Origin of the sequence: Kosakonia sp. H02 (assembly GCA_030704225.1) — a bacterium.
Classification (GTDB): domain Bacteria; phylum Pseudomonadota; class Gammaproteobacteria; order Enterobacterales; family Enterobacteriaceae; genus Kosakonia.
Window position 1 is genome coordinate 4,056,868 of record CP131915.1, and the last position, 23,191, is coordinate 4,080,058.

At 56.2% G+C, this 23,191-nt stretch carries 21 protein-coding genes; 16 read left to right on the forward strand and 5 right to left on the reverse strand.

Features of this window, described 5'->3' with window-relative positions:
- The first annotated feature begins 12 nt into the window (after positions 1-12).
- The 6 genes from dapF to corA all read left to right on the forward strand — a co-directional run bounded on the left by dapF (position 13) and on the right by corA (position 6,765).
- Positions 13-837 (forward strand): diaminopimelate epimerase, encoded by an 825-nt coding sequence (gene dapF / locus Q5705_19030; GenBank protein ID WLI76637.1) that lies wholly within the window; start codon positions 13-15, stop codon positions 835-837.
- A complete protein-coding gene (locus tag Q5705_19035) occupies positions 834-1,541 on the forward strand; it encodes a DUF484 domain-containing protein (GenBank protein ID WLI76638.1) in 708 nt (235 codons plus the stop codon). Before dapF ends, Q5705_19035 begins: the two co-directional genes overlap by 4 nt.
- The gene (xerC, locus tag Q5705_19040; protein ID WLI76639.1) at positions 1,538-2,440 is read left to right on the forward strand and encodes a tyrosine recombinase XerC; all 903 of its coding nucleotides are present in this window, start codon (positions 1,538-1,540) and stop codon (positions 2,438-2,440) included. The genes Q5705_19035 and xerC overlap by 4 nt, the downstream gene beginning before the upstream one ends.
- On the forward strand, positions 2,440-3,156 hold the full coding sequence (gene yigB, locus Q5705_19045) for a 5-amino-6-(5-phospho-D-ribitylamino)uracil phosphatase YigB (protein ID WLI76640.1): 717 nt from the start codon (positions 2,440-2,442) through the stop codon (positions 3,154-3,156). The genes xerC and yigB overlap by 1 nt, the downstream gene beginning before the upstream one ends.
- 138 nt (positions 3,157-3,294) lie before the next feature.
- Positions 3,295-5,457, forward strand: coding sequence for a DNA helicase II (gene uvrD, locus Q5705_19050; GenBank protein WLI76641.1), 2,163 nt, complete (start codon positions 3,295-3,297; stop codon positions 5,455-5,457).
- A 357-nt stretch (positions 5,458-5,814) separates the two neighbouring features.
- Positions 5,815-6,765 (forward strand): magnesium/cobalt transporter CorA, encoded by a 951-nt coding sequence (gene corA, locus Q5705_19055; protein WLI76642.1) that lies wholly within the window; start codon positions 5,815-5,817, stop codon positions 6,763-6,765.
- 54 nt (positions 6,766-6,819) lie between these two features.
- Here corA and rarD read toward each other — a convergent pair whose 3' ends face one another.
- Positions 6,820-7,716 (reverse strand): EamA family transporter RarD, encoded by an 897-nt coding sequence (gene rarD / locus Q5705_19060; protein ID WLI76643.1) that lies wholly within the window; start codon positions 7,714-7,716, stop codon positions 6,820-6,822.
- Positions 7,717-7,771: 55 nt separating this feature from the next.
- The gene (gene yigI / locus Q5705_19065; GenBank protein WLI76644.1) at positions 7,772-8,239 is read right to left on the reverse strand and encodes an acyl-CoA thioesterase YigI; all 468 of its coding nucleotides are present in this window, start codon (positions 8,237-8,239) and stop codon (positions 7,772-7,774) included.
- Positions 8,240-8,397: 158 nt separating this feature from the next.
- Between yigI and pldA the strand changes: the two genes are divergently transcribed.
- The 3 genes from pldA (at position 8,398) to rhtC (ending at position 11,842) form a co-directional block, all read left to right on the forward strand.
- A complete protein-coding gene (gene pldA / locus Q5705_19070; protein WLI76645.1) occupies positions 8,398-9,267 on the forward strand; it encodes a phospholipase A in 870 nt (289 codons plus the stop codon).
- A gap of 67 nt (positions 9,268-9,334) precedes the next feature.
- A complete protein-coding gene (gene recQ / locus Q5705_19075) occupies positions 9,335-11,161 on the forward strand; it encodes an ATP-dependent DNA helicase RecQ (protein WLI76646.1) in 1,827 nt (608 codons plus the stop codon).
- A gap of 60 nt (positions 11,162-11,221) precedes the next feature.
- On the forward strand, positions 11,222-11,842 hold the full coding sequence (rhtC, locus tag Q5705_19080; GenBank protein WLI76647.1) for a threonine export protein RhtC: 621 nt from the start codon (positions 11,222-11,224) through the stop codon (positions 11,840-11,842).
- Positions 11,843-11,930: 88 nt separating this feature from the next.
- Here rhtC and Q5705_19085 read toward each other — a convergent pair whose 3' ends face one another.
- A complete protein-coding gene (locus Q5705_19085) occupies positions 11,931-12,320 on the reverse strand; it encodes a DUF943 family protein (GenBank protein ID WLI76648.1) in 390 nt (129 codons plus the stop codon).
- A gap of 125 nt (positions 12,321-12,445) precedes the next feature.
- The gene (rhtB, locus tag Q5705_19090) at positions 12,446-13,066 is read right to left on the reverse strand and encodes a homoserine/homoserine lactone efflux protein (GenBank protein ID WLI76649.1); all 621 of its coding nucleotides are present in this window, start codon (positions 13,064-13,066) and stop codon (positions 12,446-12,448) included.
- A 108-nt stretch (positions 13,067-13,174) separates the two neighbouring features.
- On the opposite strand from rhtB, the gene pldB reads away from it, so the two are divergent.
- The 3 genes from pldB (at position 13,175) to Q5705_19105 (ending at position 15,997) form a co-directional block, all read left to right on the forward strand.
- Positions 13,175-14,167 carry a lysophospholipase L2 gene (gene pldB / locus Q5705_19095; protein ID WLI79065.1) on the forward strand — a complete coding sequence of 331 codons (993 nt, stop codon included), beginning with the start codon at positions 13,175-13,177 and terminating at the stop codon, positions 14,165-14,167.
- A gap of 25 nt (positions 14,168-14,192) precedes the next feature.
- Positions 14,193-14,993, forward strand: coding sequence for a sugar/pyridoxal phosphate phosphatase YigL (gene yigL, locus Q5705_19100; protein ID WLI76650.1), 801 nt, complete (start codon positions 14,193-14,195; stop codon positions 14,991-14,993).
- A gap of 104 nt (positions 14,994-15,097) precedes the next feature.
- Positions 15,098-15,997, forward strand: coding sequence for a carboxylate/amino acid/amine transporter (locus Q5705_19105; GenBank protein WLI76651.1), 900 nt, complete (start codon positions 15,098-15,100; stop codon positions 15,995-15,997).
- Here Q5705_19105 and metR read toward each other — a convergent pair.
- Positions 15,885-16,838: an HTH-type transcriptional regulator MetR gene (metR, locus tag Q5705_19110; GenBank protein WLI76652.1), complete on the reverse strand. Its 954-nt coding sequence runs from the start codon at positions 16,836-16,838 to the stop codon at positions 15,885-15,887. The two genes, Q5705_19105 and metR, sit on opposite strands and share 113 nt — an antisense overlap.
- A gap of 248 nt (positions 16,839-17,086) precedes the next feature.
- On the opposite strand from metR, the gene metE reads away from it, so the two are divergent.
- From metE to Q5705_19130, 4 genes are all read left to right on the forward strand, one after another.
- On the forward strand, positions 17,087-19,348 hold the full coding sequence (gene metE, locus Q5705_19115; protein ID WLI76653.1) for a 5-methyltetrahydropteroyltriglutamate--homocysteine S-methyltransferase: 2,262 nt from the start codon (positions 17,087-17,089) through the stop codon (positions 19,346-19,348).
- 112 nt (positions 19,349-19,460) lie between these two features.
- Positions 19,461-20,438, forward strand: coding sequence for an ABC transporter substrate-binding protein (locus Q5705_19120; protein WLI76654.1), 978 nt, complete (start codon positions 19,461-19,463; stop codon positions 20,436-20,438).
- Between the two features lie 12 nt (positions 20,439-20,450).
- A complete protein-coding gene (locus Q5705_19125; protein WLI76655.1) occupies positions 20,451-22,154 on the forward strand; it encodes an iron ABC transporter permease in 1,704 nt (567 codons plus the stop codon).
- The gene (locus Q5705_19130; protein ID WLI76656.1) at positions 22,142-23,170 is read left to right on the forward strand and encodes an ABC transporter ATP-binding protein; all 1,029 of its coding nucleotides are present in this window, start codon (positions 22,142-22,144) and stop codon (positions 23,168-23,170) included. Before Q5705_19125 ends, Q5705_19130 begins: the two co-directional genes overlap by 13 nt.
- Positions 23,171-23,191: the final 21 nt, after the last annotated feature.

A 23,191-nucleotide genomic window follows, 5' to 3' on the forward strand; every position in this document is an offset into this window, starting at 1 on the left:
ATGGAGTAGATGATGCAGTTCTCAAAAATGCATGGCCTTGGCAACGATTTTATGGTCGTCGACGCGGTGACGCAGAATGTCTTTTTCTCCCCGGAGTTGATCCGTCGTCTGGCGGATCGTCACCTTGGCGTAGGGTTTGATCAACTGCTGGTAGTTGAACCCCCTTATGATCCTGAACTTGATTTTCACTACCGCATTTTCAACGCCGATGGCAGCGAAGTATCGCAGTGCGGCAATGGCGCGCGCTGTTTCGCTCGTTTTGTTCGTCTGAAAGGCTTAACCAATAAACGTGATATTCGCGTCAGTACGGCGAACGGGCGTATGGTATTGAGCGTAACGGAAGATGAACTAGTGCGCGTGAATATGGGCGAGCCCAATTTCGAGCCGTCGCAGGTGCCGTTTCGCGCGAACAAAGCGGAAAAGACCTATATCATGCGCGCGGCGGAGCAAACCGTGCTGTGCGGCGTTGTATCAATGGGCAATCCGCACTGCGTACTTCAGGTGGACGACGTGGATACTGCACCGGTGGAAACGCTGGGGCCAGTGCTGGAAAGCCATGAGCGTTTTCCAGAACGTGCCAATATCGGTTTTATGCAGGTCGTCAACCCAGATCATATCCGCCTGCGCGTCTTTGAGCGCGGCGCGGGTGAAACACAGGCCTGCGGAAGCGGGGCCTGCGCCGCTGTTGCCATCGGCATTCAGCAGGGTTTACTGGCGGAAAACGTTCGCGTGGAATTACCAGGCGGTCGACTTGATATCGCATGGAAAGGCCCGGGCCAACCGTTGTTTATGACTGGCCCGGCGGCACATGTCTATGACGGGTTTATTCATCTATGAAGCAACCAGGGGAAGAATTGCAGGAGGCGCTGACGGAGCTGGAAGAGCAGGCCGTTGCGGAGTACTTACGGCATAATCCTGACTTCTTTATCCGTAATTCGCGGCTGGTGGAACAGATGCGCGTGCCGCATGCGGTGCGCGACACGGTTTCTCTGGTGGAATGGCACATGGCGCGCTCGCGTAACCACATCAATGTGCTGGAAGAGAACATGACGCTGCTGATGGAACAAGCCAGCGCAAACGAAGGCCTGTTCTATCGCCTGCTACGTCTGCAAGGGCGACTGGCGTCCGCCACGAGCCTTGATGAGATGCTTAGCCGCTTTCATCGCTGGGCGCGTGATTTGGGGCTGGCAGGCGCAACGATTCGTCTGTTCCCGGACCGCTGGCGTCTGGGCGCGCCCTCAAGCTATACCCATCTCGCTCTCTCGCGTCAGGCCTTTGAGCCGCTGCGTATCCAGCGTTTGGGCCATCAACATCACTATCTCGGGTCGCTAAACGGGCCGGAACTGTTGCTACTGTTGCCCGAGGCAAAAGCCATTGGATCGGTGGCGATGTCATTGATGGGGCCGGACGGCTCGCTTGGCGTCGTGCTGTTCAGTAGCCGGGACATACACCACTATCAACCAGGCCAGGGCACCCAGTTGCTGGAGGAGATCGCGCAGATGCTGCCGGATCTGCTGGAGCGCTGGATCGAACGCGTATGACCGGTTCCCCGCTGCTTTTGCCCGTTAGCCGTTTTCTGCGCTATCTCGGCGTCGAACGCCAGCTTAGCCCTGTCACTTTGCTCAATTATCAGCGTCAGCTTGATGCCATCATCGCGCTGGCCGACGACATCGGCCTGAAAAGCTGGCAACACTGTGACGCTGCGATGGTGCGATCGATTGCCACCCGCAGTCGGCGTAAAGGCCTGGGCGCGGCAAGCCTCGCATTGCGCCTCTCGGCGCTGCGCAGCTTCTTCGACTGGATGGTGAGCCAGGGCGAGCTGTCTGCAAACCCGGCGAAAGGCGTTTCAGCGCCGAAAGCGCCGCGTCATCTGCCGAAAAACATTGATGTCGATGATGTGAACCGGCTGCTGGATATTGATATTAACGATCCGCTGGCGGTGCGTGACCGCGCAATGCTGGAAGTGATGTACGGCGCGGGCCTGCGTTTATCGGAACTGGTCAATCTGGATATTAAGCATCTGGATCTGGAAAGCGGTGAAGTGTGGGTGCTGGGCAAAGGCAGCAAAGAGCGCCGTTTACCGATTGGTCGTAGTGCTGTCACCTGGATTGAGCACTGGCTGGATCTCCGCGAACTGTTTGGCGCAGACGACGACGCCCTGTTCCTGTCGAAACTCGGCAAGCGTATCTCGGCGCGCAATGTGCAAAAACGCTTCGCCGAGTGGGGCATCAAACAGGGGCTGAACAGCCATGTGCACCCGCACAAGCTGCGCCACTCTTTTGCTACCCATATGCTGGAATCGAGCGGCGATCTGCGCGGCGTGCAGGAGCTGCTCGGCCACGCCAATCTGACCACCACCCAAATTTATACCCACCTTGATTTTCAACACCTTGCTTCGGTCTACGATGCGGCGCATCCGCGCGCAAAACGGGGGAAATAATGCGTTTTTACCGCCCATTAGGTCACATCGCTGCGATGACGTTTGACCTGGACGACACTCTTTATGACAACCGGCTGGTTATTCAGCGAACAGAGCAAGAGGCGCTGGCGTTTGTGCGGGGTTACCATCCGGCGCTGAGCAGCCTGGAAAACAGTGAGTTTCAGCGCCTGCGCCAGTCGCTGCGTGAAACCGAACCGGACATTTATCACGATGTGACGGAGTGGCGGCGACGCGCGGTTGAGCGTGCAATGCTCGACGCCGGGCTGAGCGCTGAAGACGCCGCAGCGGGCGCGGAAGCCTCAATGGTCAACTTTGCTAAATGGCGCAGCCGCATTGATGTCCCGGATGAAACCCACGAAACACTGGCAAAGCTGGCAGAAAAATGGCCGCTGGTGGCGATCACCAATGGCAACGCGCAGCCGGCGCTTTTCGGCCTGGGTGAATACTTCAAATTTGTGCTGCGCGCCGGGCCGGACGGGCGTTCAAAACCGTTTCGCGATATGTATCACCTGGCCGCGGAGCGTCTTGGCGTGGCGCCTGGGGATATTCTGCATGTCGGCGACGATCTGACGACCGATGTTGCCGGGGCGATCCGCTGCGGTATGCAGGCCTGCTGGATCAAACCCGAAGGGGCCGATCTGCTGCAAGCCAGCGACAGCCGCCTGTTACCGCATGTGGAAATTTCGCGGTTGGCATCCCTCACGACGCTGATATAATCACCAATTGTTCTGTATAAAATACCAGGGTTTTTGGCGGATGGCGCTACGCTTATCCGCCCTGCGGTAACGTAGGCCCGGTAAGCGAAGCGCCACCGGGCGTTTCGTTCAATTCCTGATGACTACGCGACGGTACCTATGGACGTTTCTTATCTGCTCGACAGCCTCAATGACAAACAGCGCGACGCCGTAGCGGCGACACGCAGCAATATGCTGGTGCTGGCGGGCGCGGGGAGCGGCAAGACGCGCGTGCTGGTGCACCGCATCGCATGGCTGATGACCGTCGAAAACTGTTCGCCATTCTCAATTATGGCGGTCACCTTTACCAACAAAGCGGCGGCGGAAATGCGCCACCGCATCGGTCAGTTAATGGGTACCACCCAGGGCGGCATGTGGGTCGGTACTTTCCACGGCCTGGCGCACCGCCTGCTGCGTGCGCACCATATGGACGCTAACCTGCCGCAGGATTTCCAGATCCTCGACAGCGAAGATCAGTTGCGCTTGCTCAAGCGCTTGATCAAAGCCATGAATCTCGACGAGAAGCAGTGGCCGCCGCGTCAGGCGATGTGGTACATCAACGGCCAGAAAGATGAAGGTATCCGCCCGCATCATATTCAAAGCTTCGGTAATCCGGTGGAGCAAACCTGGCAGAAAGTCTACCAGGCCTACCAGGAAGCCTGCGATCGCGCCGGGCTGGTGGATTTTGCCGAGCTGCTGCTGCGCGCGCATGAGCTGTGGCTGAACAAGCCGCATATTTTGCAGCACTACCGCGAACGCTTTACCAATATCCTGGTGGACGAATTCCAGGATACCAACAACATTCAATACGCGTGGATCCGCCTGTTGGCGGGCGATACCGGCAAAGTGATGATCGTCGGCGATGACGATCAGTCCATTTACGGCTGGCGCGGCGCGCAGGTGGAGAACATCCAGCGCTTCCTCAATGATTTTCCCGGTGCACAAACCATCCGCCTGGAGCAGAACTACCGCTCCACCAGCAATATTCTGAGCGCCGCTAACGCCCTGATTGAAAATAACAACGGGCGTCTGGGTAAAAAGCTGTGGACCGAAGGTGTTGATGGCGAACCGATTTCGCTCTACTGCGCCTTTAACGAGCTGGATGAAGCGCGCTTTGTGGTTAACCGTATCAAAGCCTGGCAGGACAATGGCGGGCAACTGACGCAGTGCGCCATTCTCTATCGCAGCAACGCCCAGTCGCGCGTGCTGGAAGAGGCGTTATTGCAGGCGAGTATGCCGTACCGCATTTATGGCGGTATGCGCTTCTTCGAGCGTCAGGAAATCAAAGACGCGCTCTCCTATCTGCGTCTGATTGCCAACCGCAATGACGATGCCGCGTTTGAACGCGTGGTGAATACGCCGACGCGCGGGATTGGCGATCGCACGCTGGATGTGGTGCGTCAGACGTCCCGTGAACGACAGTTGACGATGTGGCAGGCAACGCGTGAGCTACTGCAAGAAAAGGCGCTGGCGGGCCGCGCAGCCAGCGCGCTGCAACGGTTCCTGGAATTGATTGATGCGCTGGCGCAAGAGACAGCCGATATGCCGCTGCACGTGCAGACCGACCGGGTTATCAGTGATTCCGGCTTGCGGTCAATGTACGAGCAGGAAAAGGGCGAGAAAGGCCAGACGCGTATTGAGAACTTAGAGGAACTGGTTACCGCGACGCGCCAGTTCAGCTACAACGAAGAAGATGAAGATTTAATGCCGCTACAAGCGTTCCTCTCTCACGCTGCGCTGGAAGCGGGCGAAGGGCAGGCGGACACCTGGCAGGACGCGGTGCAATTAATGACAATGCACTCGGCAAAAGGCCTTGAGTTCCCGCAGGTGTTTATCGTCGGTATGGAAGAGGGAATGTTCCCGAGCCAGATGTCGCTGGATGAAGGCGGGCGTCTGGAAGAGGAGCGTCGCCTGGCTTACGTCGGCGTGACGCGCGCGATGCAAAAACTGACCTTAACCTACGCGGAAACGCGCCGACTGTACGGCAAAGAGGTGTATCACCGCCCGTCGCGCTTTATCGGCGAGCTGCCGGAAGCGTGTATTGAGGAGGTGCGTTTGCGCGCCAGCGTCAGCCGCCCGGTAAGCCATCAGCGTATGGGAACCCCGATTGTGGCGAGCGATACCGGCTATAAACTCGGCCAGCGTGTGCGTCATGCGAAATTTGGCGAAGGCACGGTGGTGAATATGGAAGGCAGCGGCGAACACAGCCGCTTACAGGTGGCGTTCCAGGGGCAGGGCATCAAGTGGCTGGTCGCCGCTTACGCGAAGCTGGAAACCGTGTAACTTTCAGAAAAATATCATTATTTTGTAATGTTCTGCTAGCCTTATACGTTGAAGGGCAAATATTGTTCTTTAGCGTTTCGTTGCGTGTTGACGCCTTATGAGTGCTGGCGTAACATGCGCGCACGATCACGCTAAGAGGACATTCGCCTTGGACACACCCAGTAGATGCTGGCTCAATTTCCTGGATTTCAGGAACAACTCCTAAGGCTTTCTCCTCACGCTGATGGCCTTAGAGGTTGTCAGCGACCCGCTTTATCCCCGTCGCGCTGAGTCAGACTGTTTAATGGTCTGAAACCCAATTCGTTTCTTGTGTGCCCTGCGAACTGTCCGATATTTTTTGCATTGGGAGTCCCGGCCATGCTGAGCGCATTTCAACTGGAAAATAATCGTTTAACCCGCCTTGAGGCTGACGAAATCAAACACCTCGCCAGCTCTGTTTGGGTTGATTTGGTCGAGCCGGACGATGAAGAACGTACCCGCGTGCAAACGGATTTGGGCCAGAACCTGGCCACGCGACCTGAACTGGAAGACATCGAAGCATCGGCGCGTTTTTTTGAAGACGAAGACGGCCTGCACATCCACTCCTTCTTTTTTTATGAAGATGCGGACGATCACGCAGGTAACTCAACGGTAGCATTCACCATCCGCGAAGGCCGCCTGTTTACCCTGCGCGAGCGCGAGTTGCCCGCGTTTCGCCTGTACCGTATGCGCGCCCGCAGCCAGGAAATGGTGGACGGCAACGCGTATGAACTGCTGCTTGATCTGTTCGAAACCAAAATCGAACAGCTGGCAGATGAAATCGAAAACATTTACAGCGATCTGGAAAAGCTGAGCCGCGTCATTATGGAAGGCCAGCAGGGCGACGAGTACGACGACGCGCTGTCAAAACTGGCAGAGCAGGAAGACGTTGGCTGGAAAGTCCGTTTGTGTTTGATGGATACCCAGCGCGCGCTGAACTTCCTTGTGCGTAAGGCGCGTTTACCGGCAGGTCAGCTTGAGCAAGCGCGTGAGATCCTGCGCGATATCGAATCCCTGTTGCCGCACAACGAATCCCTGTTCCAGAAAGTGAACTTCCTGATGCAGGCGGCAATGGGCTTTATCAATATCGAGCAGAACCGCATTATCAAAATCTTCTCGGTGGTTTCGGTGGTGTTCCTGCCGCCAACGCTGGTGGCTTCCAGCTACGGTATGAACTTTGAGTTTATGCCCGAGCTGCACTGGAGCTTCGGCTACCCCGGCGCGATTATCTTTATGATCCTCGCGGGCCTTGCGCCCTATCTCTACTTCAAACGCCGTAACTGGCTGTAATAGTAAAAGACCACCTCCTGAGGAGGTGGTCTTTTATTTGACGTGTAAAGAAAATTAGCGGCTTTTGCGCAAACCGCGCTGGGTATAAATTGCATCCAGGATAAAAATGGCCAGCGCCAGCCAGATAAAGCCAAAGGTCACCATTTTGTCCGGGCCAGGATGCTCACCATAGAAAGCGACCGCCAGCAGGAACATCAGCGTCGGGCCAATATACTGGAAGAAACCGAGCGTCGAGAGGCGCAGACGCGTTGCCGCACCGGTAAAGCACAGCAGCGGAATGGTCGTCACCACGCCTGCCGCCATCAGCAGCAGGTTCAGCGACAGACTGTTTTGTCCCATATGGCTGGTCGGGCTGTCGGTAATGCCGAACAGCCAAATTGCCGCGACCGGCAGTAGCCACAACGTTTCCACCAACATGCCGGTTTGTGCATCCACCGCAATCTTCTTACGCAGCAGGCCGTAAAAGGCGAAGCTAAACGCCAGACCAAGCGCGATGATAGGCAGCGAACCGAATGTCCAGAGTTGAACCAGCACGCCGATCGCCGCCAGCAACACCGCCAGCCACTGCATACGGCGAAAACGCTCACCCAAAAACAGCATCCCCAGCAGAATATTCACCAGCGGGTTAATAAAGTAACCGAGGCTGGCTTCCAGCATATGGTTATGGTTAACCGCCCAGATAAACAGCAACCAGTTGCCGCCCACCAGTACCGCCGAGAGCGCCAACAGCAGGATCTTTTTCGGTTTTTGCAGCAGGGCTTTTACGCTTTTCCACTGACGGCTGACGCTAATCAGGGCCAGCATAAAGAAGAATGACCAGATAACGCGATGGGTCAGGATTTCATCGGCCGGAACGTACCAGATCAGTTTGAAATAGGCCGGGGCAACGCCCCAAATAAAATAAGCGGCGAGGGCGAGTAACACGCCGAGCCGCGTCTGTTTAGCATCCATCAGGAACACTCTTTGCTGAAAAGTAAACGCATGTTACCTGAATTCTCAGGCCCACTCACCCCACCATATAGGTAGCCGTTGCGCTGGCGATATGGACTTGCTCTTCGTTATGCAGCTCTACACGGGCGACGGCGACTTTATTGCCTGCGCGCAACAAACTGCTGCTGGCGGTAAAGCGCGTGCCGCGTCCGGGGCGCAGGTAATCGACGCGCAAATCAATAGTTCCCATGCGCGACAAACGCTGGCGCAGCTCATCTTCGCTAATGGTTTCATGGCGGGTTAAGGTGCTGCCAACGCAGACCAGGCCTGCGGCGACATCCAGCGCGGAGGCGATAACACCGCCGTGGAGAATACTTTGCGCCCAGTTGCCGACCATCATAGGTTGGTTATTAAAATTCAACTGCGCGTACTCTTTTTCATACCGCTCCAGCTCAAGGCCTAACGCACGGTTAAAAGGCATGTGATAGACAAAAATCTCGCCCACCAGTTGTAGGGCTTGCTCGGCTGTGAGAACCGCTGACATAACGATCTGATCCGATGAGTTAAAAGAGTGTTAATTTTATGCTCATTGTTTGTTGATTTCTACTCAAACAATCGATTCATGAGCAGTGACTCAATAAATATGTAGAATACGTGCGGAGAAATTCTTTAATTCAACAATAATCCGGGAGCATAAAACCGATGCGGACATGGCTGGGTTGGTTTTGCGCAGTGCTTGCACTGCCGTTTATGGCATACGCACAAGAAGCGACAGTTAAGGAAGTGCACGACGCGCCTGCCGTGCGCGGCAGCATCATCGCCAATTTATTGCAGGAGCATGACAATCCGTTCACGCTCTATCCCTATGAATCGAATTACCTTCTCTATAGCTATACCAGCGATCTGAACAAAGAGGCGATTCGCACCTACAACTGGTCTGATAACGCGCGTAAAGATGAAGTGAAGTTCCAGCTCAGCCTGGCGTTCCCGTTCTGGCGCGGCATTCTCGGGCCAAACTCGGTTCTGGGGGCGTCCTATACGCAAAAATCCTGGTGGCAGCTCTCCAATAGCGGCGAATCTTCCCCGTTCCGTGAAACCAACTATGAACCGCAACTGTTCCTCGGTTTCGCGACAGATTATGAACTGGCGGGCTGGACGCTGCGCGATGTGGAGTTTGGCTATAACCACGACTCAAACGGCCGCTCCGATCCAACTTCCCGTAGCTGGAACCGCGTTTACAGCCGTTTAATGGCGCAAAACGGTAGCTGGCTGGTGGAAGTGAAGCCCTGGTATGTTGTCGGCTCGACCGATGACAACCCGGATATCACCAAGTACATGGGCTATTACCAACTCAAAATCGGTTATGAAATTGGTGATGCTATTCTCAGCGCCAAAGGCCAGTACAACTGGAACACCGGCTACGGCGGCGCGGAAATCGGCCTGAGCTACCCGGTCTCTAAACACGTTCGCCTCTATACTCAGGTTTATAGCGGCTATGGCGAATCGCTGATTGACTACAATTTCAATCAGACGCGCGTCGGCGTAGGCGTGATGCTCAACGATCTGTTTTAAGCATTGCAGTTTCCATCGCAGGCGCTGAAAATAGCGCCTGTTTTTATTTCAGGCAAATGGGGTCATTGTGGCGCAGGCGGAAGTATTAAATCAGGAATCGCTGGCTAAACAGGTTTTGCAAGAGACCTTTGGCTACCAGCAATTCCGCCCTGGCCAACAGGATATTATCGACACCGTACTCGGCGGTCGCGATTGCCTGGTGGTAATGCCAACCGGCGGCGGCAAATCGCTGTGCTATCAAATTCCGGCGCTGGTGCTGGATGGCCTGACGGTGGTCGTTTCCCCGCTTATTTCATTGATGAAAGATCAGGTCGACCAGTTGCTCGCCAACGGCGTGGCGGCGGCTTGTCTGAACTCCAGCCAAAGCCGTGAACAGCAGTTTGACGTGATTAACGGCTGTCGTAACGGGCAGATTCGTCTGCTTTATATCGCCCCCGAGCGCCTGATGCTCGACAACTTCCTTGACCAGTTGCGCCAGTGGAACCCGGTCCTGCTCGCCGTGGACGAAGCGCACTGTATCTCGCAGTGGGGCCACGATTTCCGCCCGGAATATGCCGCGCTCGGTCAACTGCGCCAGATGCTGCCGTCTGTGCCGTTTATGGCCTTGACCGCCACTGCCGATGACACCACGCGTCGCGATATCGAACGTCTGCTGGGCCTCAACGATCCGCTGATTCAGGTCAGCAGCTTCGACCGCCCGAACATCCGCTACATGCTGATGGAAAAATTTAAGCCGCTCGATCAACTGCTGCGTTACGTGCAGGAGCAGCGCGGCAAATGCGGCATCATTTATTGCAACAGTCGGGCGAAAGTGGAAGACACCGCCGCGCGCCTGCAAAGCCGGGGTTTTAGCGCGGCGGCCTATCACGCCGGGCTTGAGAATACCGTGCGCGCGCGGGTGCAGGAGCAGTTCCAGCGCGACGATTTGCAAATCGTGGTGGCAACTGTCGCCTTCGGCATGGGCATCAACAAGCCCAACGTGCGCTTCGTGGTGCATTTCGACATTCCGCGCAATATCGAATCCTATTACCAGGAAACGGGCCGCGCCGGGCGCGATGGCCTGCCAGCGGAAGCGATGCTGTTTTACGATCCGGCAGATATGGCCTGGCTGCGCCGCTGCCTGGAAGAGAAAGCCGCCGGGCCGCTTCAGGATATCGAACGTCATAAACTCAACGCGATGGGGGCGTTTGCCGAAGCGCAAACCTGCCGCCGTCTGGTGTTGCTCAACTATTTTGGTGAAGGGCGTCAGGAGCCGTGCGGCAACTGCGATATCTGTCTCGATCCGCCGCGCCAGTACGATGGTTTGCAGGATGCGCAAAAAGCGCTGTCGGCCATTTATCGCGTTAACCAGCGCTTCGGCATGGGTTACGTGGTGGAAGTGCTGCGCGGGGCGAATAATCAGCGTATCCGTGAGATGGGCCACGACAAACTGCCGGTGTACGGGATTGGGCGCGATCAAAGCCACGAACATTGGGTAAGTGTGATCCGCCAGTTGATCCATTTAGGTTTCGCCACGCAAAACATCGCTCAATATTCAGCGCTACAGCTTACGGAAGCCGCGCGTCCGCTACTACGTGGTGAAGTGCCGCTAAAGCTGGCGGTACCGCGCATGGTCGCGCTGAAATCAAAAGTGATGCAGAAAGCGGCGGTCGGCAACTATGACCGCAAGCTGTTTGCCAAGCTGCGCAAATTGCGCAAAGCGATTGCTGACGAAGAAAACATCCCGCCTTACGTGGTGTTTAACGATGCAACGCTGATTGAAATGGCGGAGCAGATGCCGTTGTCACCAGGCGAAATGCTCAGCGTGAACGGCGTGGGAATGCGCAAACTCGAGCGTTTCGGCCAGGAGTTTATGGCGCTGATCCGCACGCATGTGGACGGCGAAGAAGAGTAGTCAGCCCCAGGGAAAAGTGCCAGGATAGTGGCTCACTGAATCATTCCCCGCGAGTTATTTATGTTAATGCTATTTCTCACCGTGGCGCTGGTGCATTTCGTTGCGCTGATGAGCCCCGGACCGGATTTTTTCTTTGTCTCTCAAACCGCCGTGAGCCGCTCGCGCAAAGAAGCGATGATGGGCGTGCTCGGCATTACCACCGGTGTGATGGTGTGGGCCGCCGTCGCGCTGCTTGGCCTGAACCTGATCCTCGCAAAAATGGCGTGGCTGCATAACATCATTATGGTTGGCGGCGGGCTTTATCTGTGCTGGATGGGCTACCAGATGCTGCGTGGCGCGCTGCAGAAAGAAGAGAGCAGCAGCGATGCGCCGCAGGTTGAACTGGCGGCGGGTGGCCGTAGCTTTGTGAAAGGCTTGCTGACCAATCTCGCCAACCCGAAAGCGATTATCTATTTTGGCTCGGTGTTCTCGTTGTTTGTCGGCGATAGCGTTGGTGCCAGCGCGCGTTGGGGTATTTTTGTGCTGATTGCGCTCGAAACGTTCGCCTGGTTCGCCATTGTTGCCAGCCTGTTTGCCTTACCGCAAATTCGCCGCGGCTACCAGCGCCTGGCGAAGTGGATCGACGGCTTTGCGGGCGCGCTGTTCGCTGGGTTCGGCATTCATTTGATTATTTCGCGTTAATCTTCCCTAAGAGGTTCGCTCTGGCAGGACATGAGAAAAGAGCGATCTGTTGCAGGTCGCTCCGCTTTGCCCCTCGCACGAAGCTCCACTAAAACTCATACTTCACGCTACCCTCACGGGTGCGCCAAATCATCATGAGGATGTTCTTATCGATGCAATTCCGGGGTGGTTTTACATCATGAAAACATAGCCTGTCTTCCTTCCCCTCCTCTTTGTACCCATCCCCGAAAGCGTAGACAGTGATCAGAAATGGGCCCGTATCGCCGGAAGGAATATGGTATTTACCTCGAATTTGATCCTCGTTGCTCCTCCACCAGGCAATCTTTTTCGATTTAGTGAAAGGCAATCCATCAACGATGACCTGCGCCGTACTTCCGTCATAATGCGCATCGATAACAGTAACTGCCCGCTCCCCAAGAAAGAGTGAGTAAAAAAAGCCCAGTAAAGCGACCAGAACTGCGATAACGAATATGCGCATCAAAGCTTTCTTACTTTATCCGAATAATTAAAGAACGTAATTTACCATAGCCATAGCATTGTGCCGTCTCCCGTCCCAGACACCCTCGCCGCGCCGATGCGTTTTCGGATTTCAACAATCCACTCTCATGCATGCCTTGCCGACGCCAGCAGTGCGCCGACCAGCATAAACAACGACCCAAATACTTTGTTTAATGCCTTCATCTGGTGCGGGCCTTTGATCCATCCCGCAATGCGCTGCGCCAGCGTTGCATAACCAATCATCACGATAATATCGACCACAATGGTGGTCACGCCGAGCACGACGTACTGCATCACCTGGGGCTGATGCGGCACGATAAACTGCGGGAACAGGGCGGCGAGAAAGACAATACTCTTCGGGTTGGTCAGGTTGACAAACACCGCGCGTTTAAACAGTCGCCCGCGCGATTGGGTCTGCGCCAGGGTATGCAGATCGATAGCGCCCGCCGCGCGCCACTGTTGAATGCCGAGCCAAATCAGATACGCTGCGCCCGCCCATTTCAGCACTTCAAACGCCAGCACCGAACGCGAAAACAGCGTTCCGAGACCGACACCTACCAGCACAATATGCAGACCTAGCCCGGTTTGCAGCCCGGCAATCGATGCCGCCGCGCCGCGATAGCCGTGGCTGATGGAGGTGGTCATGGTGTTAATCGCGCCGGAGCCGGGAGAGAGGCTCAAAATTAAAGATGTCAGCAGATAGGCGAACCACCATTCGAAAGTCATGAGAAATTCCTGATTGGTTGAATTTGTGCCACAATACGCCATTGTCTGTGGAATTTGCTATTGGTCACAAAAAAACGATTTTACATGGCTAAAAGGGGCAAAATCCCGATGTATCGGCAAAAGAAGGCCTGGGAAACCAGAGAAAAAGCGTTCGCCGCTTTTACCATGGGCCCGCTGATGGATTTCTGGCGCTCGCGTGAAGAAGCGGTTTTTACTGGCGTGGACGATGTGCCGGTCAGCTTTGTCCGCTTTCGCGCGCAAAGTAACGATCGCGTGATTGTGATTTGCCCTGGCCGTATCGAAAGCTACGTCAAATACGCCGAACTGGCCTATGACCTGTTCCACCTCGGTTATGACGTGCTGATTATCGATCACCGGGGGCAGGGGCGCTCCGGGCGCATTTTACCCGACGCGCATCGCGGCCATGTCGTAAATTTCAGTGATTATGTCGACGATTTGGCGGCGTTCTGGGATCAAGAAGTGGCCAACGGGCCGTGGCGAAAACGCTATATTCTTGCCCATTCGATGGGCGGCGCGATCTCAACACTGTTCTTACAGCGCTATCCGCATGCTTGCGACGCGATTGCGCTGTGTGCGCCGATGTTCGGCATTATCATCCATCTGCCGGATTGGGTCGTACGCCCCTTGCTTGACTGGGCCGAAAGCTACCCGCGCATTCGCGACGGTTATGCCATCGGCACCGGAAGCTGGCGTGCGCTGCCTTTTGCCATTAATGTGCTGACCCACAGCCGCGAACGTTACCGCCGTAATTTGCGTTTTTATGCCGATGAACCCACACTGCGCCTCGGCGGGCCGACCTGGCACTGGGTGCGGGAAGGGATTCTGGCCGGTGAACACGCGCTGGCGGGCGCAGAAAAAGATGCCACGCCAACATTGATTATTCAGGCAGAAGAGGAGCACGTGGTGGATAACCGCATGCATCAACGCTTCTGCGAACGCCGCGCCGCAGCCGGTCACCCTTGTGAAGGGGGTAAACCGCTTGTCATAGAGGGCGCGTACCATGAGATCCTTTTCGAAAAGGACGCCATGCGCTCGGTCGCGCTTAACGCCATCGTCGATTTTTTCGATCGGCATAACTGATGAATTATTGAGGTTAAATTTTCTTATGTACCAGGTTGTTGCGTCTGATTTAGACGGTACGTTGCTTTCTCCCGATCACACACTGTCGCCTTTCGCCAAAGAAACGTTAAAACTGCTGACCGCGCGCGGCATCAATTTTGTTTTTGCCACCGGCCGCCATCACGTCGATGTCGGGCAGATCCGCGATAATCTTGGCATCAAGGCTTATATGATCACCTCTAACGGTGCGCGCGTGCACGATACGGATGGCAATCTGGTCTTTACGCATAATCTGGATCGCGATATCGCCGCCGATCTGTTTGGCATCATGCATAACGAGCCTGGCATCGTTACCAATGTCTACCGCGATGATGAGTGGTTTATGAACCGCCACCGCCCGGACGAGATGCGTTTCTTCAAAGAAGCGGTGTTCCAGTATTCGCTGTATGAGCCGGGTCTGTTGGAGCCGGAAGGGATCAGCAAAGTCTTTTTCACCTGCGAAAGCCACGAAAAATTGCTGCCGCTGGAGCAGGCGATCAACGCCCGCTGGGGCGATCGCGTTAACGTCAGTTTCTCGACCTTAACCTGCCTGGAAGTGATGGCGGGCGGCGTGTCGAAAGGCCATGCCCTGGAAGCGGTAGCCGGTGCGTTGGGTTACAGCCTGAACGAGTGCATCGCCTTTGGCGACGGCATGAACGATGCGGAAATGCTGTCGATGGCGGGCAAAGGGTGCATTATGGCTAACGCTCATCAGCGTCTGAAAGAACTCCACCCGGAACTGGAAGTGATTGGCACCAACGCCGACAACGCCGTGCCGAAATATTTGCGTAAGTTGTTCCTGGAATAAGATTGACATCTGTTTATAAAACAAACAGACGTCAACCAAATACTCAAACTTTGCGCAACCGAGTCCGCTACAATGCGTGTTCTTTCCCCTGAGAGACATTCATTGTGGCGTTACTGATCATCACCACTATTCTGTGGGCCTTCTCGTTTAGCCTGATTGGCGAATACCTTGCCGGTCACGTCGACAGCTACTTTTCCGTGCTGATGCGCGTGGGGCTGGCGGCGCTGGTCTTTATTCCTTTCCTGCGTACGCGCGGGCATAGCCTGAAAACCATCGGCTTGTATATGTTGGTGGGCGCGCTGCAACTGGGCATCATGTATCTGCTCAGCTTCCAGGCTTATCTCTATTTAACGGTGTCGGAATTCCTGCTGTTTACGGTGTTCACGCCGCTCTATATCACCCTGATTTACGATCTGCTGAGCAAGCGCGGCCTGCGCTGGAGCTACGCCCTGAGCGCCGGGCTGGCGGTGATTGGCGCGGCGATTATCCGCTACGACAAAGTGAGCGATCACTTCTGGATTGGCCTGATTCTGGTGCAACTGGCGAACATCAGCTTCGCCATCGGCATGGTGGGCTATAAGCGCCTGATGGAGACGCGCCCGATGCCGCAGCACAACGCGTTTGCCTGGTTTTACCTTGGCGCATTTGTGGTGGCCGCTATCGCATGGTTTGCCATGGGCAACCCGCAGAAACTGCCAACCACCACGTTGCAGTGGGGCATTTTGGTCTGGCTGGGCGTGGTGGCTTCCGGGCTGGGTTACTTTATGTGGAATTACGGCGCCACGCAGGTGGATGCGGGTACGCTCGGCATTATGAACAATGTGCACGTGCCTGCCGGATTGCTGGTTAACCTCGCTATCTGGCAGGAACAGCCGCACTGGCCGAGTTTTATTATTGGTGGGGCGGTGATAATGGCCTCGTTATGGGTACATCGGCGTTGGGTCGCTCCGCGCTCCGCACAAACGGCAGATGATCGCACGCGTGATTCCGCGTTGAGCGAATAAACGCTTCCGTCACCGGCTGACGCTGTTCGCCATCGCGCACGGCGGCGTACAGCCGGCTCCACAATCCTTCGCCCAGGGTTTTGGTGACTACCAGACCCTGGCGCTCAAAACTCTCCACCACCCAGTGCGGCAGCGCCGCAATCCCCATGCGGGCCGCGACCATCTGAATCAGCAGCAGGGTGTTATCGACGCTTTTCAGCGACGGGCTGACGCCAGCCGGTTGTAAAAAGTGACGCCAGATATCCAGCCGACTGCGCTGCACCGGGTAGATCAGCAGCGTTTCGCTGGCGATATCTTCCGGCGTGATGCGCGCTTTTGCCGCCAGCGGATGATCCGGAGCCAGCACGAGTCGCACTTCAAAATCAAACATCGGTGAATAGTGCAGACCGCTGCGCGGCAGAATGTCGGAGGTCATCACCAGATCCAGCTCGCCCTGTTGCAGCGCAGGCTGTGGGTCAAATGTCACACCGGATTTGAAATCCATCTCCACTTGCGGCCAGCCCTGGCGGAAGTTTTCAAGCGCGGGTGTCAGCCACTGAATGCAGCTATGGCACTCAATGGCGATACGTAATGAGGTTTGCTGCGGCTCGTTGCAGGCTTGCAATGCGCGGCTGATTTGCGGCAGCACCTGGTTTGCCAGTTGCAGCAGGATCTCGCCCTGCGGCGTAAAACGCAGCGGCTGGCTTTTACGCACAAATAACCGGAAACCGAGGCGCTGTTCCAGATCGCTGAACTGATGGGAAAGCGCGGATTGCGTTTGATGCAGCGTGGCAGCCGCCGCAGCGAGCGATCCGCTGTTTCGTAACGCTTGTAGCGTTTTCAGGTGTTTAATCTCGATCATGAAAGTCCTTCACTCCGGCATGAACATTTTGCGCTTGAGGTATACACAGTACCTTCACATTATGGATGTGTAAACATCTGGACGTCCAAAACTCGTCGTATTTCAACTTGCAGGTGCGTTGGCTGCCTCGCTTACCCTGGTCACTTACTTCAGTAAGCTCCCAGGGATGCGCTGCGTTGCCGCCTTCCTGCCAGCTGAACTACTTAGAGTTTTGCCTTCAGAATCAGATAAATAAAAGAGGAAGGAACATGACAATTATTAATCACACCCTCGGTTTTCCTCGCGTTGGCCTGCGTCGCGAGCTGAAAAAAGCGCAAGAAAGTTACTGGGCGGCTAATTCTTCCCGTGAAGAACTGCTGGCGGTTGGCCGCGACCTGCGTGCCCGCCACTGGGATCAGCAAAAACAGGCCGGGATTGATCTGCTGCCGGTCGGCGACTTTGCCTGGTACGACCATGTTCTGACCACCAGCCTGCTGCTTGGCAATGTTCCGGCTCGTCATCAGAACAACGACGGCTCTGTGGATATCGACACTCTTTTCCGCATTGGTCGCGGTCGCGCACCGACCGGTGAACCGGCTGCCGCAGCGGAAATGACCAAATGGTTCAACACCAACTATCACTACATGGTTCCCGAGTTCAGCAAAGGCCAGCAGTTCAAACTGACCTGGACCCAACTGCTGGATGAAGTGGACGAAGCGCTGGCGCTCGGTCACAACGTCAAACCTGTACTGCTCGGCCCGGTAACGTACCTGTGGCTGGGTAAAGTCAAAGGCGAACAGTTCGACCGTTTAAGCCTGCTGAACGATATTCTGCCGGTTTACCAACAGGTGCTGGCCGAACTGGCAAAACGCGGTATCGAGTGGGTGCAAATCGACGAACCCGCGCTGGTGCTGGAGTTGCCACAAGCGTGGCTGAACGCCTTCAAACCGGCGTACGACGCGCTGAACGGCCAGGTAAAGCTGCTGCTGACCACCTATTTCGAAGGCGTAACGCCAAACCTGGATACCATCACCGCGCTGCCGGTGCAGGGTCTGCATATCGATCTGGTACACGGTAAAGATAACGTTGCCGAACTGCATCAGAGCCTGCCTGCCGACTGGCTGCTCTCCGCCGGGCTTGTCAATGGCCGTAACGTCTGGCGCGCCGATCTGACAGAAAAATATGCGCAAATCAAAGATGTGGTTGGCAAACGCCCACTGTGGGTCGCTTCTTCCTGCTCGCTGCTGCACAGCCCGATCGATTTAAGCGTCGAAACCCGTCTTGATGAAGAAGTAAAAAGTTGGTTTGCCTTCGCCCTGCAAAAATGCCAGGAACTGGCGCTGCTGCGCGATGCGCTGAACAGCGGCAACACCGAAAAACTCACCGAGTGGAGCGCCCCGATTCAGGCGCGTCGCCACTCGACACGCGTGCATAACTCGGCGGTAGCACAGCGCCTGGCGGCAATCACCGCACAGGATAGCCAGCGTCAAAGCCCTTATGCAGAACGCGCTCAGACGCAGCGCGCACGCTTTAATCTGCCGGCCTGGCCGACCACCACTATCGGTTCATTCCCGCAGACCACCGAAATCCGCGGCCTGCGCCTGGAGTTCAAAAAAGGCAATCTGGATGCGGCGAACTACCGCACCGGTATCGCGGAACATATCAAACAAGCGATTGCCGAGCAGGAACGCCTGGGGCTGGACGTGCTGGTGCACGGCGAAGCCGAGCGTAACGACATGGTGGAGTACTTCGGGGAAAATCTTGACGGTTTCGTCTTTACGCAAAACGGCTGGGTGCAGAGCTACGGTTCCCGCTGCGTGAAGCCGCCGGTGGTGATCGGCGATGTCAGCCGCCCGCAGCCGATCACAGTGGAGTGGGCGAAGTACGCGCAATCCCTGACCGACAAACCGGTGAAAGGCATGCTGACCGGCCCGGTGACCATTCTCTGCTGGTCCTTCCCGCGTGAAGATGTCAGCCGCGAAACCATCGCCAAACAGATTGCGCTGGCGTTGCGTGATGAAGTGGCGGATCTGGAAGCGGCAGGAATTGGCATCATTCAGATTGATGAACCGGCCTTGCGTGAAGGTTTACCCCTGCGTCGTAGCGACTGGGATGCGTACCTGGCGTGGGGCGTGGAAGCGTTTCGCATTAACGCCGCCGTGGCGAAAGATGACACGCAGATCCATACCCACATGTGCTACTGCGAGTTCAATGACATCATGGATTCCATCGCCGCGCTGGATGCCGACGTGATCACTATTGAAACTTCGCGTTCGGATATGGAACTGCTGGAGTCGTTCGAAGAGTTCGAATACCCGAACGAAATTGGGCCGGGCGTGTATGACATTCACTCGCCAAACGTGCCGAGCGTCGAATGGATCGAAGCGCTGTTGCAGAAAGCGGCGCAGCGCATCCCGGCAGAGCGCCTGTGGGTAAACCCGGACTGCGGCCTGAAAACCCGCGGCTGGCCGGAAACGCGCAGTGCGCTTGCGAACATGGTGAAAGCCGCGCAGAACCTGCGTCAGCAGTAATCGCTTTACCGCGCCGCCCGTTGCCAAACCGGCGGCGCATCTTCCCTTCGGTAACATTTTTGTCAAATTCCCTTGTTTTAATCGACGCAACGAAAACACAGGGGAGTGAACCATGAGTAAAAAAAGTGCGCTGGCGGCGGTACTGCTGGCAATAATGAGCACCTCGGCATTCGCAAAATCGACACTGACGCTTTACACCAGCCAGCCCAATGAAGATGCACAGATGACCGTCAGCGCGTTTGAAAAAGCGCACCCGGACGTAGAAGTGAAATGGATCCGCGACGGCACCACCAAACTGACCGCCCGTTTACAGGCGGAATTAGCCGCTGGTGGCGCTGCGCCGGATGTGCTGCTGATTGCCGACAGCGTGACCATGGAATCTCTCAAACAACAAAACCTGCTGGCAGCTTACAAATCACCACAAGCCGCGCGTTTCGATGCACAACTGTATGACAAAGACGGGTATTACTACGGCACCAAACTGATCACCACCGGCATTGCGTACCACAGCAAAGCGCCGGTCAAACCTACCTCCTGGCAAGATCTGCTCAAACCAGAACTGAAAAACATGACCACCTTGCCAAGCCCGTTGTACTCCGGCGCGGCGCAGATCCATCAAGCAACATTGATGAATGACCCGGCGCTCGGCTGGCGCTATTACGAGAAGCTAAAAGAGAACGGCGCGATGCCGCAAAGCGGTAACGGCGCGGTGATGAGCGCGATTGCGTCTGGCAGCAAAGCTTATGGCGTGCTGGTGGATTACATGGCGATCCGCGAAAAAGCCAAAGGCGCGCCGATTGAATTTGTGTTCCCGAAAGAGGGTGTCAGCATCGTGACCGAACCGGTGGCGATGATGAAGAGTGCGAAAAACCCCCAAGCGGCAAAAGAATTCATCGACTTTGCGCTGTCGCAAGAGGGGCAAAAACTGGTGCTGCAACAAGGTTATCTGCCTGCGGATGCCAAACTGCCAGTGCCGAAAGGCTTCCCACCGCGCGACAGCATCAAGCTGATGCCGTTCGATGCGGCGAAAGCCCTGGCCGATACCGAGGCCAATAAAAAGCGCTTTGCCGACCTGTTCGGAAACCGCTAATTGATGACCAGTATGTCACTGCGTCAAACCGCCAGCGGCGGCCCGACAAAAGGGCTGCTCTGGTTATTGTTGTGCCTCGTGGCGCTGCTTAGCCTGTTGCCCAGCCTGCGGTTGCTGGTTTCCGCACTGATTGACTGGCGACAGGGTTGCGACAGCAGTTTATGGCGTGTGCTGAGCAATGCATCTACCTGGACCGCGCTCTGGCACAGCCTGTATACCAGCGGGTTGGGCACACTGCTTTCCCTGCTCCTGGGCAGCCTGTTCGCCTTTTGCCTTGCGCTGACCAACATCCGCATGAAACACGTCTGGGTGTTCCTGTTTATGCTGCCGATGATGATCCCGCCGCAGGTTACCGCGCTGAGCTGGCTGCAACTCTTCGGCCCGAGCAGCATTTTGCTCAATAGCATTGGCCTTGCGCCGGGGTTCGGCAGTATAAATCCGCTCTATTCGGCTGAAGGCATCGCGCTGTTGCTTGGCATTCAACATGCGCCGTTGGTGTTTCTCGCGCTGCGCACTCAGCTTCAGTGCCTGCCAAAAGAGCATATTGAAGCCGCAAGACTGAACGGCGCGTCATTGTGGCGGGTGTTTTTCGATATTGTGCTGCCGCTGTGCCGCACCGCGCTATGGGCGGGCGCAGCCATCGCCTTTGTCTCCGCGCTTGGCAACTTCGGCATTCCGGCAATGCTCGGCATTCCCATTTCCTATTTCGTTTTGCCGATCCATATCTACCAGACGCTCTCCAGCTTTGGCCCGTCGATGCTCAATGAAGTGGCGGCGCTGTCGGTGCTGATGGGCGTGCTGGCGATTGGCATTGTGACGTTACAAGGTCGGATGCAGCGGCGATACGCACTGCCGCTGATCGGCATGGCGGGGCGCACGCTGGGCTTTACACTTGGCAAATGGCGTCTGGCGACCGAACTGCTGCTCGGTGCGGTGCTGTGCGCCATTCTGCTTGCGCCGCTATTGGCCCTGGTTGCGACGTCGCTGGTTCCCACACTCGGCGTGCCGCTAAATAGCGAAACGCTCACGTTCGCGGCCTGGCGGGGAATTTTTGATGCGCAGAGCGCCACGCTACGGGCGTTAAGTAATAGCCTGTTTTTATCGATCTCCGCCGCCGTGGTGCTGATGCTATTAAGCCTGCCGCTGGCGTGGTTGCTGGTGCGTTACCCAAGCCGACCGCTGCGCTGGCTGCACAGTATGATCGACATTCCTTATACCTTGCCTGGCGTGGTGCTGGCGATCGCCTGCATTCTGCTGTTTGCTCGCCCGTTGCCGCTGGTGGACATAAGCCTTAGCGGCACGCTGACAATTATTTTCTTCGCCTACCTGGCGCGCTTTTTGACGGTCTGCCTGAAGCCGGTGCACAGCAGCATGCTGCAACTGGATCCGGCAATGGAAGAGGCCGCCAGCCTGGCGGGTGCGAATTTCTCCCAGCGGTTACGCCATATTGTGCTGCCGCTGCTGGCTCCCGCCGCGTTTGCCGGTGCGTTGTTGGTGTTCCTGACCGCCGTCAATGAACTGACCGTCTCGGCGCTGCTATGGAGCGCCGGGAAAGAGACCATTGGCGTGGTGATTTTTAACCTTGATGAGAGCGGCAACAAAGTGCTGGCATCGGCTCTTTCTGTGCTGGTAGTGGCACTGGTCGCGCTGGTCATGTTGCTGCTCAGCGCACTTGGGCGCTATTTACCGAAAGGAGTTATTCCGTGGCAGAACTGAGACTCGAACGGCTAAGCAAAGCCTTTGACGAGCAAACGGTGGTGCGGGATCTCACCTTAACCATCCCGCAAGGTGCATTCACTGCACTGCTGGGGCCAAGCGGCTGCGGCAAAACCACCACGCTGCGCATTCTTGCCGGGCTGGAGCAATTGAGCGACGGGCGTTTGCTGCTGGGCAATCGTTTACTGGCCGATAAAACCACACATATGCCGCCGGAGCAGCGTGATATGGGCATGGTATTTCAGTCCTACGCACTGTGGCCGCATATGACGGTGGCGGAGAACGTCGGTTACCCACTGAAATTGCGCAAAATAAACGGCGCGGCGCGACAAAAGCAGGTGATGGCCGCGCTGGACGTGGTTGAACTTGGCGCTTACGCCGCACGTTCGCCGCAAGCGCTGAGCGGTGGGCAACGCCAGCGAGTCGCACTGGCGCGCTGTCTGGTCTCTGAACCGCAAGTCGTGCTGCTGGATGAGCCACTGGCAAATCTCGATCGCCATCTGCGCGCCACCATGGAGCAGACATTTCGTGAGTTTCATCGCCGCACCGGCGCGACGTTTGTTTATGTCACCCACGATCAGGCAGAAGCAATGGCGCTGGCGAGCCATATCGCGGTAATGCATCAGGGTGAATTAATGCAGTGGGGCGCGCCGCAGGAACTTTACCAGCATCCGCAAAATGGCTGGGTTGCGCGCTTTATTGGTAAAGGCAGCGTGCTGACGCTGGCAACGCCCGCTGGCATTCAACATCTTGATTATGCATTGCTGCATGACGGCTTTACATGCGTCGGTAGCCGCCCTCAACAGCCGGTGTTGGTGCGCCCGGAGCATGTTCAGGTGGCAGAAAAGGGGATAGGTGCCCTCGTTGAAAGCTGCATCTATCAGGGCGAACGCTACTTGCTGGCGTTGCGCTTGCTGGATGGGCAAACGCTTACCGCGTTTCACCATTCACCGGTGCAATTGCAACAAACGGTGTATGTGCGTTTGACGCAGGGCTGGAGTCTGGAGGCAGCGTAACGTGCCGCCTCCGGCGCAAAA

Coding starts and splice junctions, on each gene's coding strand:
- dapF (WLI76637.1), top strand. CDS start 13: ATGCAGTTCTCAAAAATGCATGGCCTTGGCAACGATTTTATGGTCGTC.
- Q5705_19035 (WLI76638.1), top strand. CDS start 834: ATGAAGCAACCAGGGGAAGAATTGCAGGAGGCGCTGACGGAGCTGGAA.
- xerC (WLI76639.1), top strand. CDS start 1,538: ATGACCGGTTCCCCGCTGCTTTTGCCCGTTAGCCGTTTTCTGCGCTAT.
- yigB (WLI76640.1), top strand. CDS start 2,440: ATGCGTTTTTACCGCCCATTAGGTCACATCGCTGCGATGACGTTTGAC.
- uvrD (WLI76641.1), top strand. CDS start 3,295: ATGGACGTTTCTTATCTGCTCGACAGCCTCAATGACAAACAGCGCGAC.
- corA (WLI76642.1), top strand. CDS start 5,815: ATGCTGAGCGCATTTCAACTGGAAAATAATCGTTTAACCCGCCTTGAG.
- rarD (WLI76643.1), bottom strand. CDS start 7,716: ATGGATGCTAAACAGACGCGGCTCGGCGTGTTACTCGCCCTCGCCGCT.
- yigI (WLI76644.1), bottom strand. CDS start 8,239: ATGTCAGCGGTTCTCACAGCCGAGCAAGCCCTACAACTGGTGGGCGAG.
- pldA (WLI76645.1), top strand. CDS start 8,398: ATGCGGACATGGCTGGGTTGGTTTTGCGCAGTGCTTGCACTGCCGTTT.
- rhtC (WLI76647.1), top strand. CDS start 11,222: ATGTTAATGCTATTTCTCACCGTGGCGCTGGTGCATTTCGTTGCGCTG.
- Q5705_19085 (WLI76648.1), bottom strand. CDS start 12,320: ATGCGCATATTCGTTATCGCAGTTCTGGTCGCTTTACTGGGCTTTTTT.
- rhtB (WLI76649.1), bottom strand. CDS start 13,066: ATGACTTTCGAATGGTGGTTCGCCTATCTGCTGACATCTTTAATTTTG.
- pldB (WLI79065.1), top strand. CDS start 13,175: ATGTATCGGCAAAAGAAGGCCTGGGAAACCAGAGAAAAAGCGTTCGCC.
- yigL (WLI76650.1), top strand. CDS start 14,193: ATGTACCAGGTTGTTGCGTCTGATTTAGACGGTACGTTGCTTTCTCCC.
- metR (WLI76652.1), bottom strand. CDS start 16,838: ATGATCGAGATTAAACACCTGAAAACGCTACAAGCGTTACGAAACAGC.
- metE (WLI76653.1), top strand. CDS start 17,087: ATGACAATTATTAATCACACCCTCGGTTTTCCTCGCGTTGGCCTGCGT.
- Q5705_19120 (WLI76654.1), top strand. CDS start 19,461: ATGAGTAAAAAAAGTGCGCTGGCGGCGGTACTGCTGGCAATAATGAGC.
- Q5705_19125 (WLI76655.1), top strand. CDS start 20,451: ATGTCACTGCGTCAAACCGCCAGCGGCGGCCCGACAAAAGGGCTGCTC.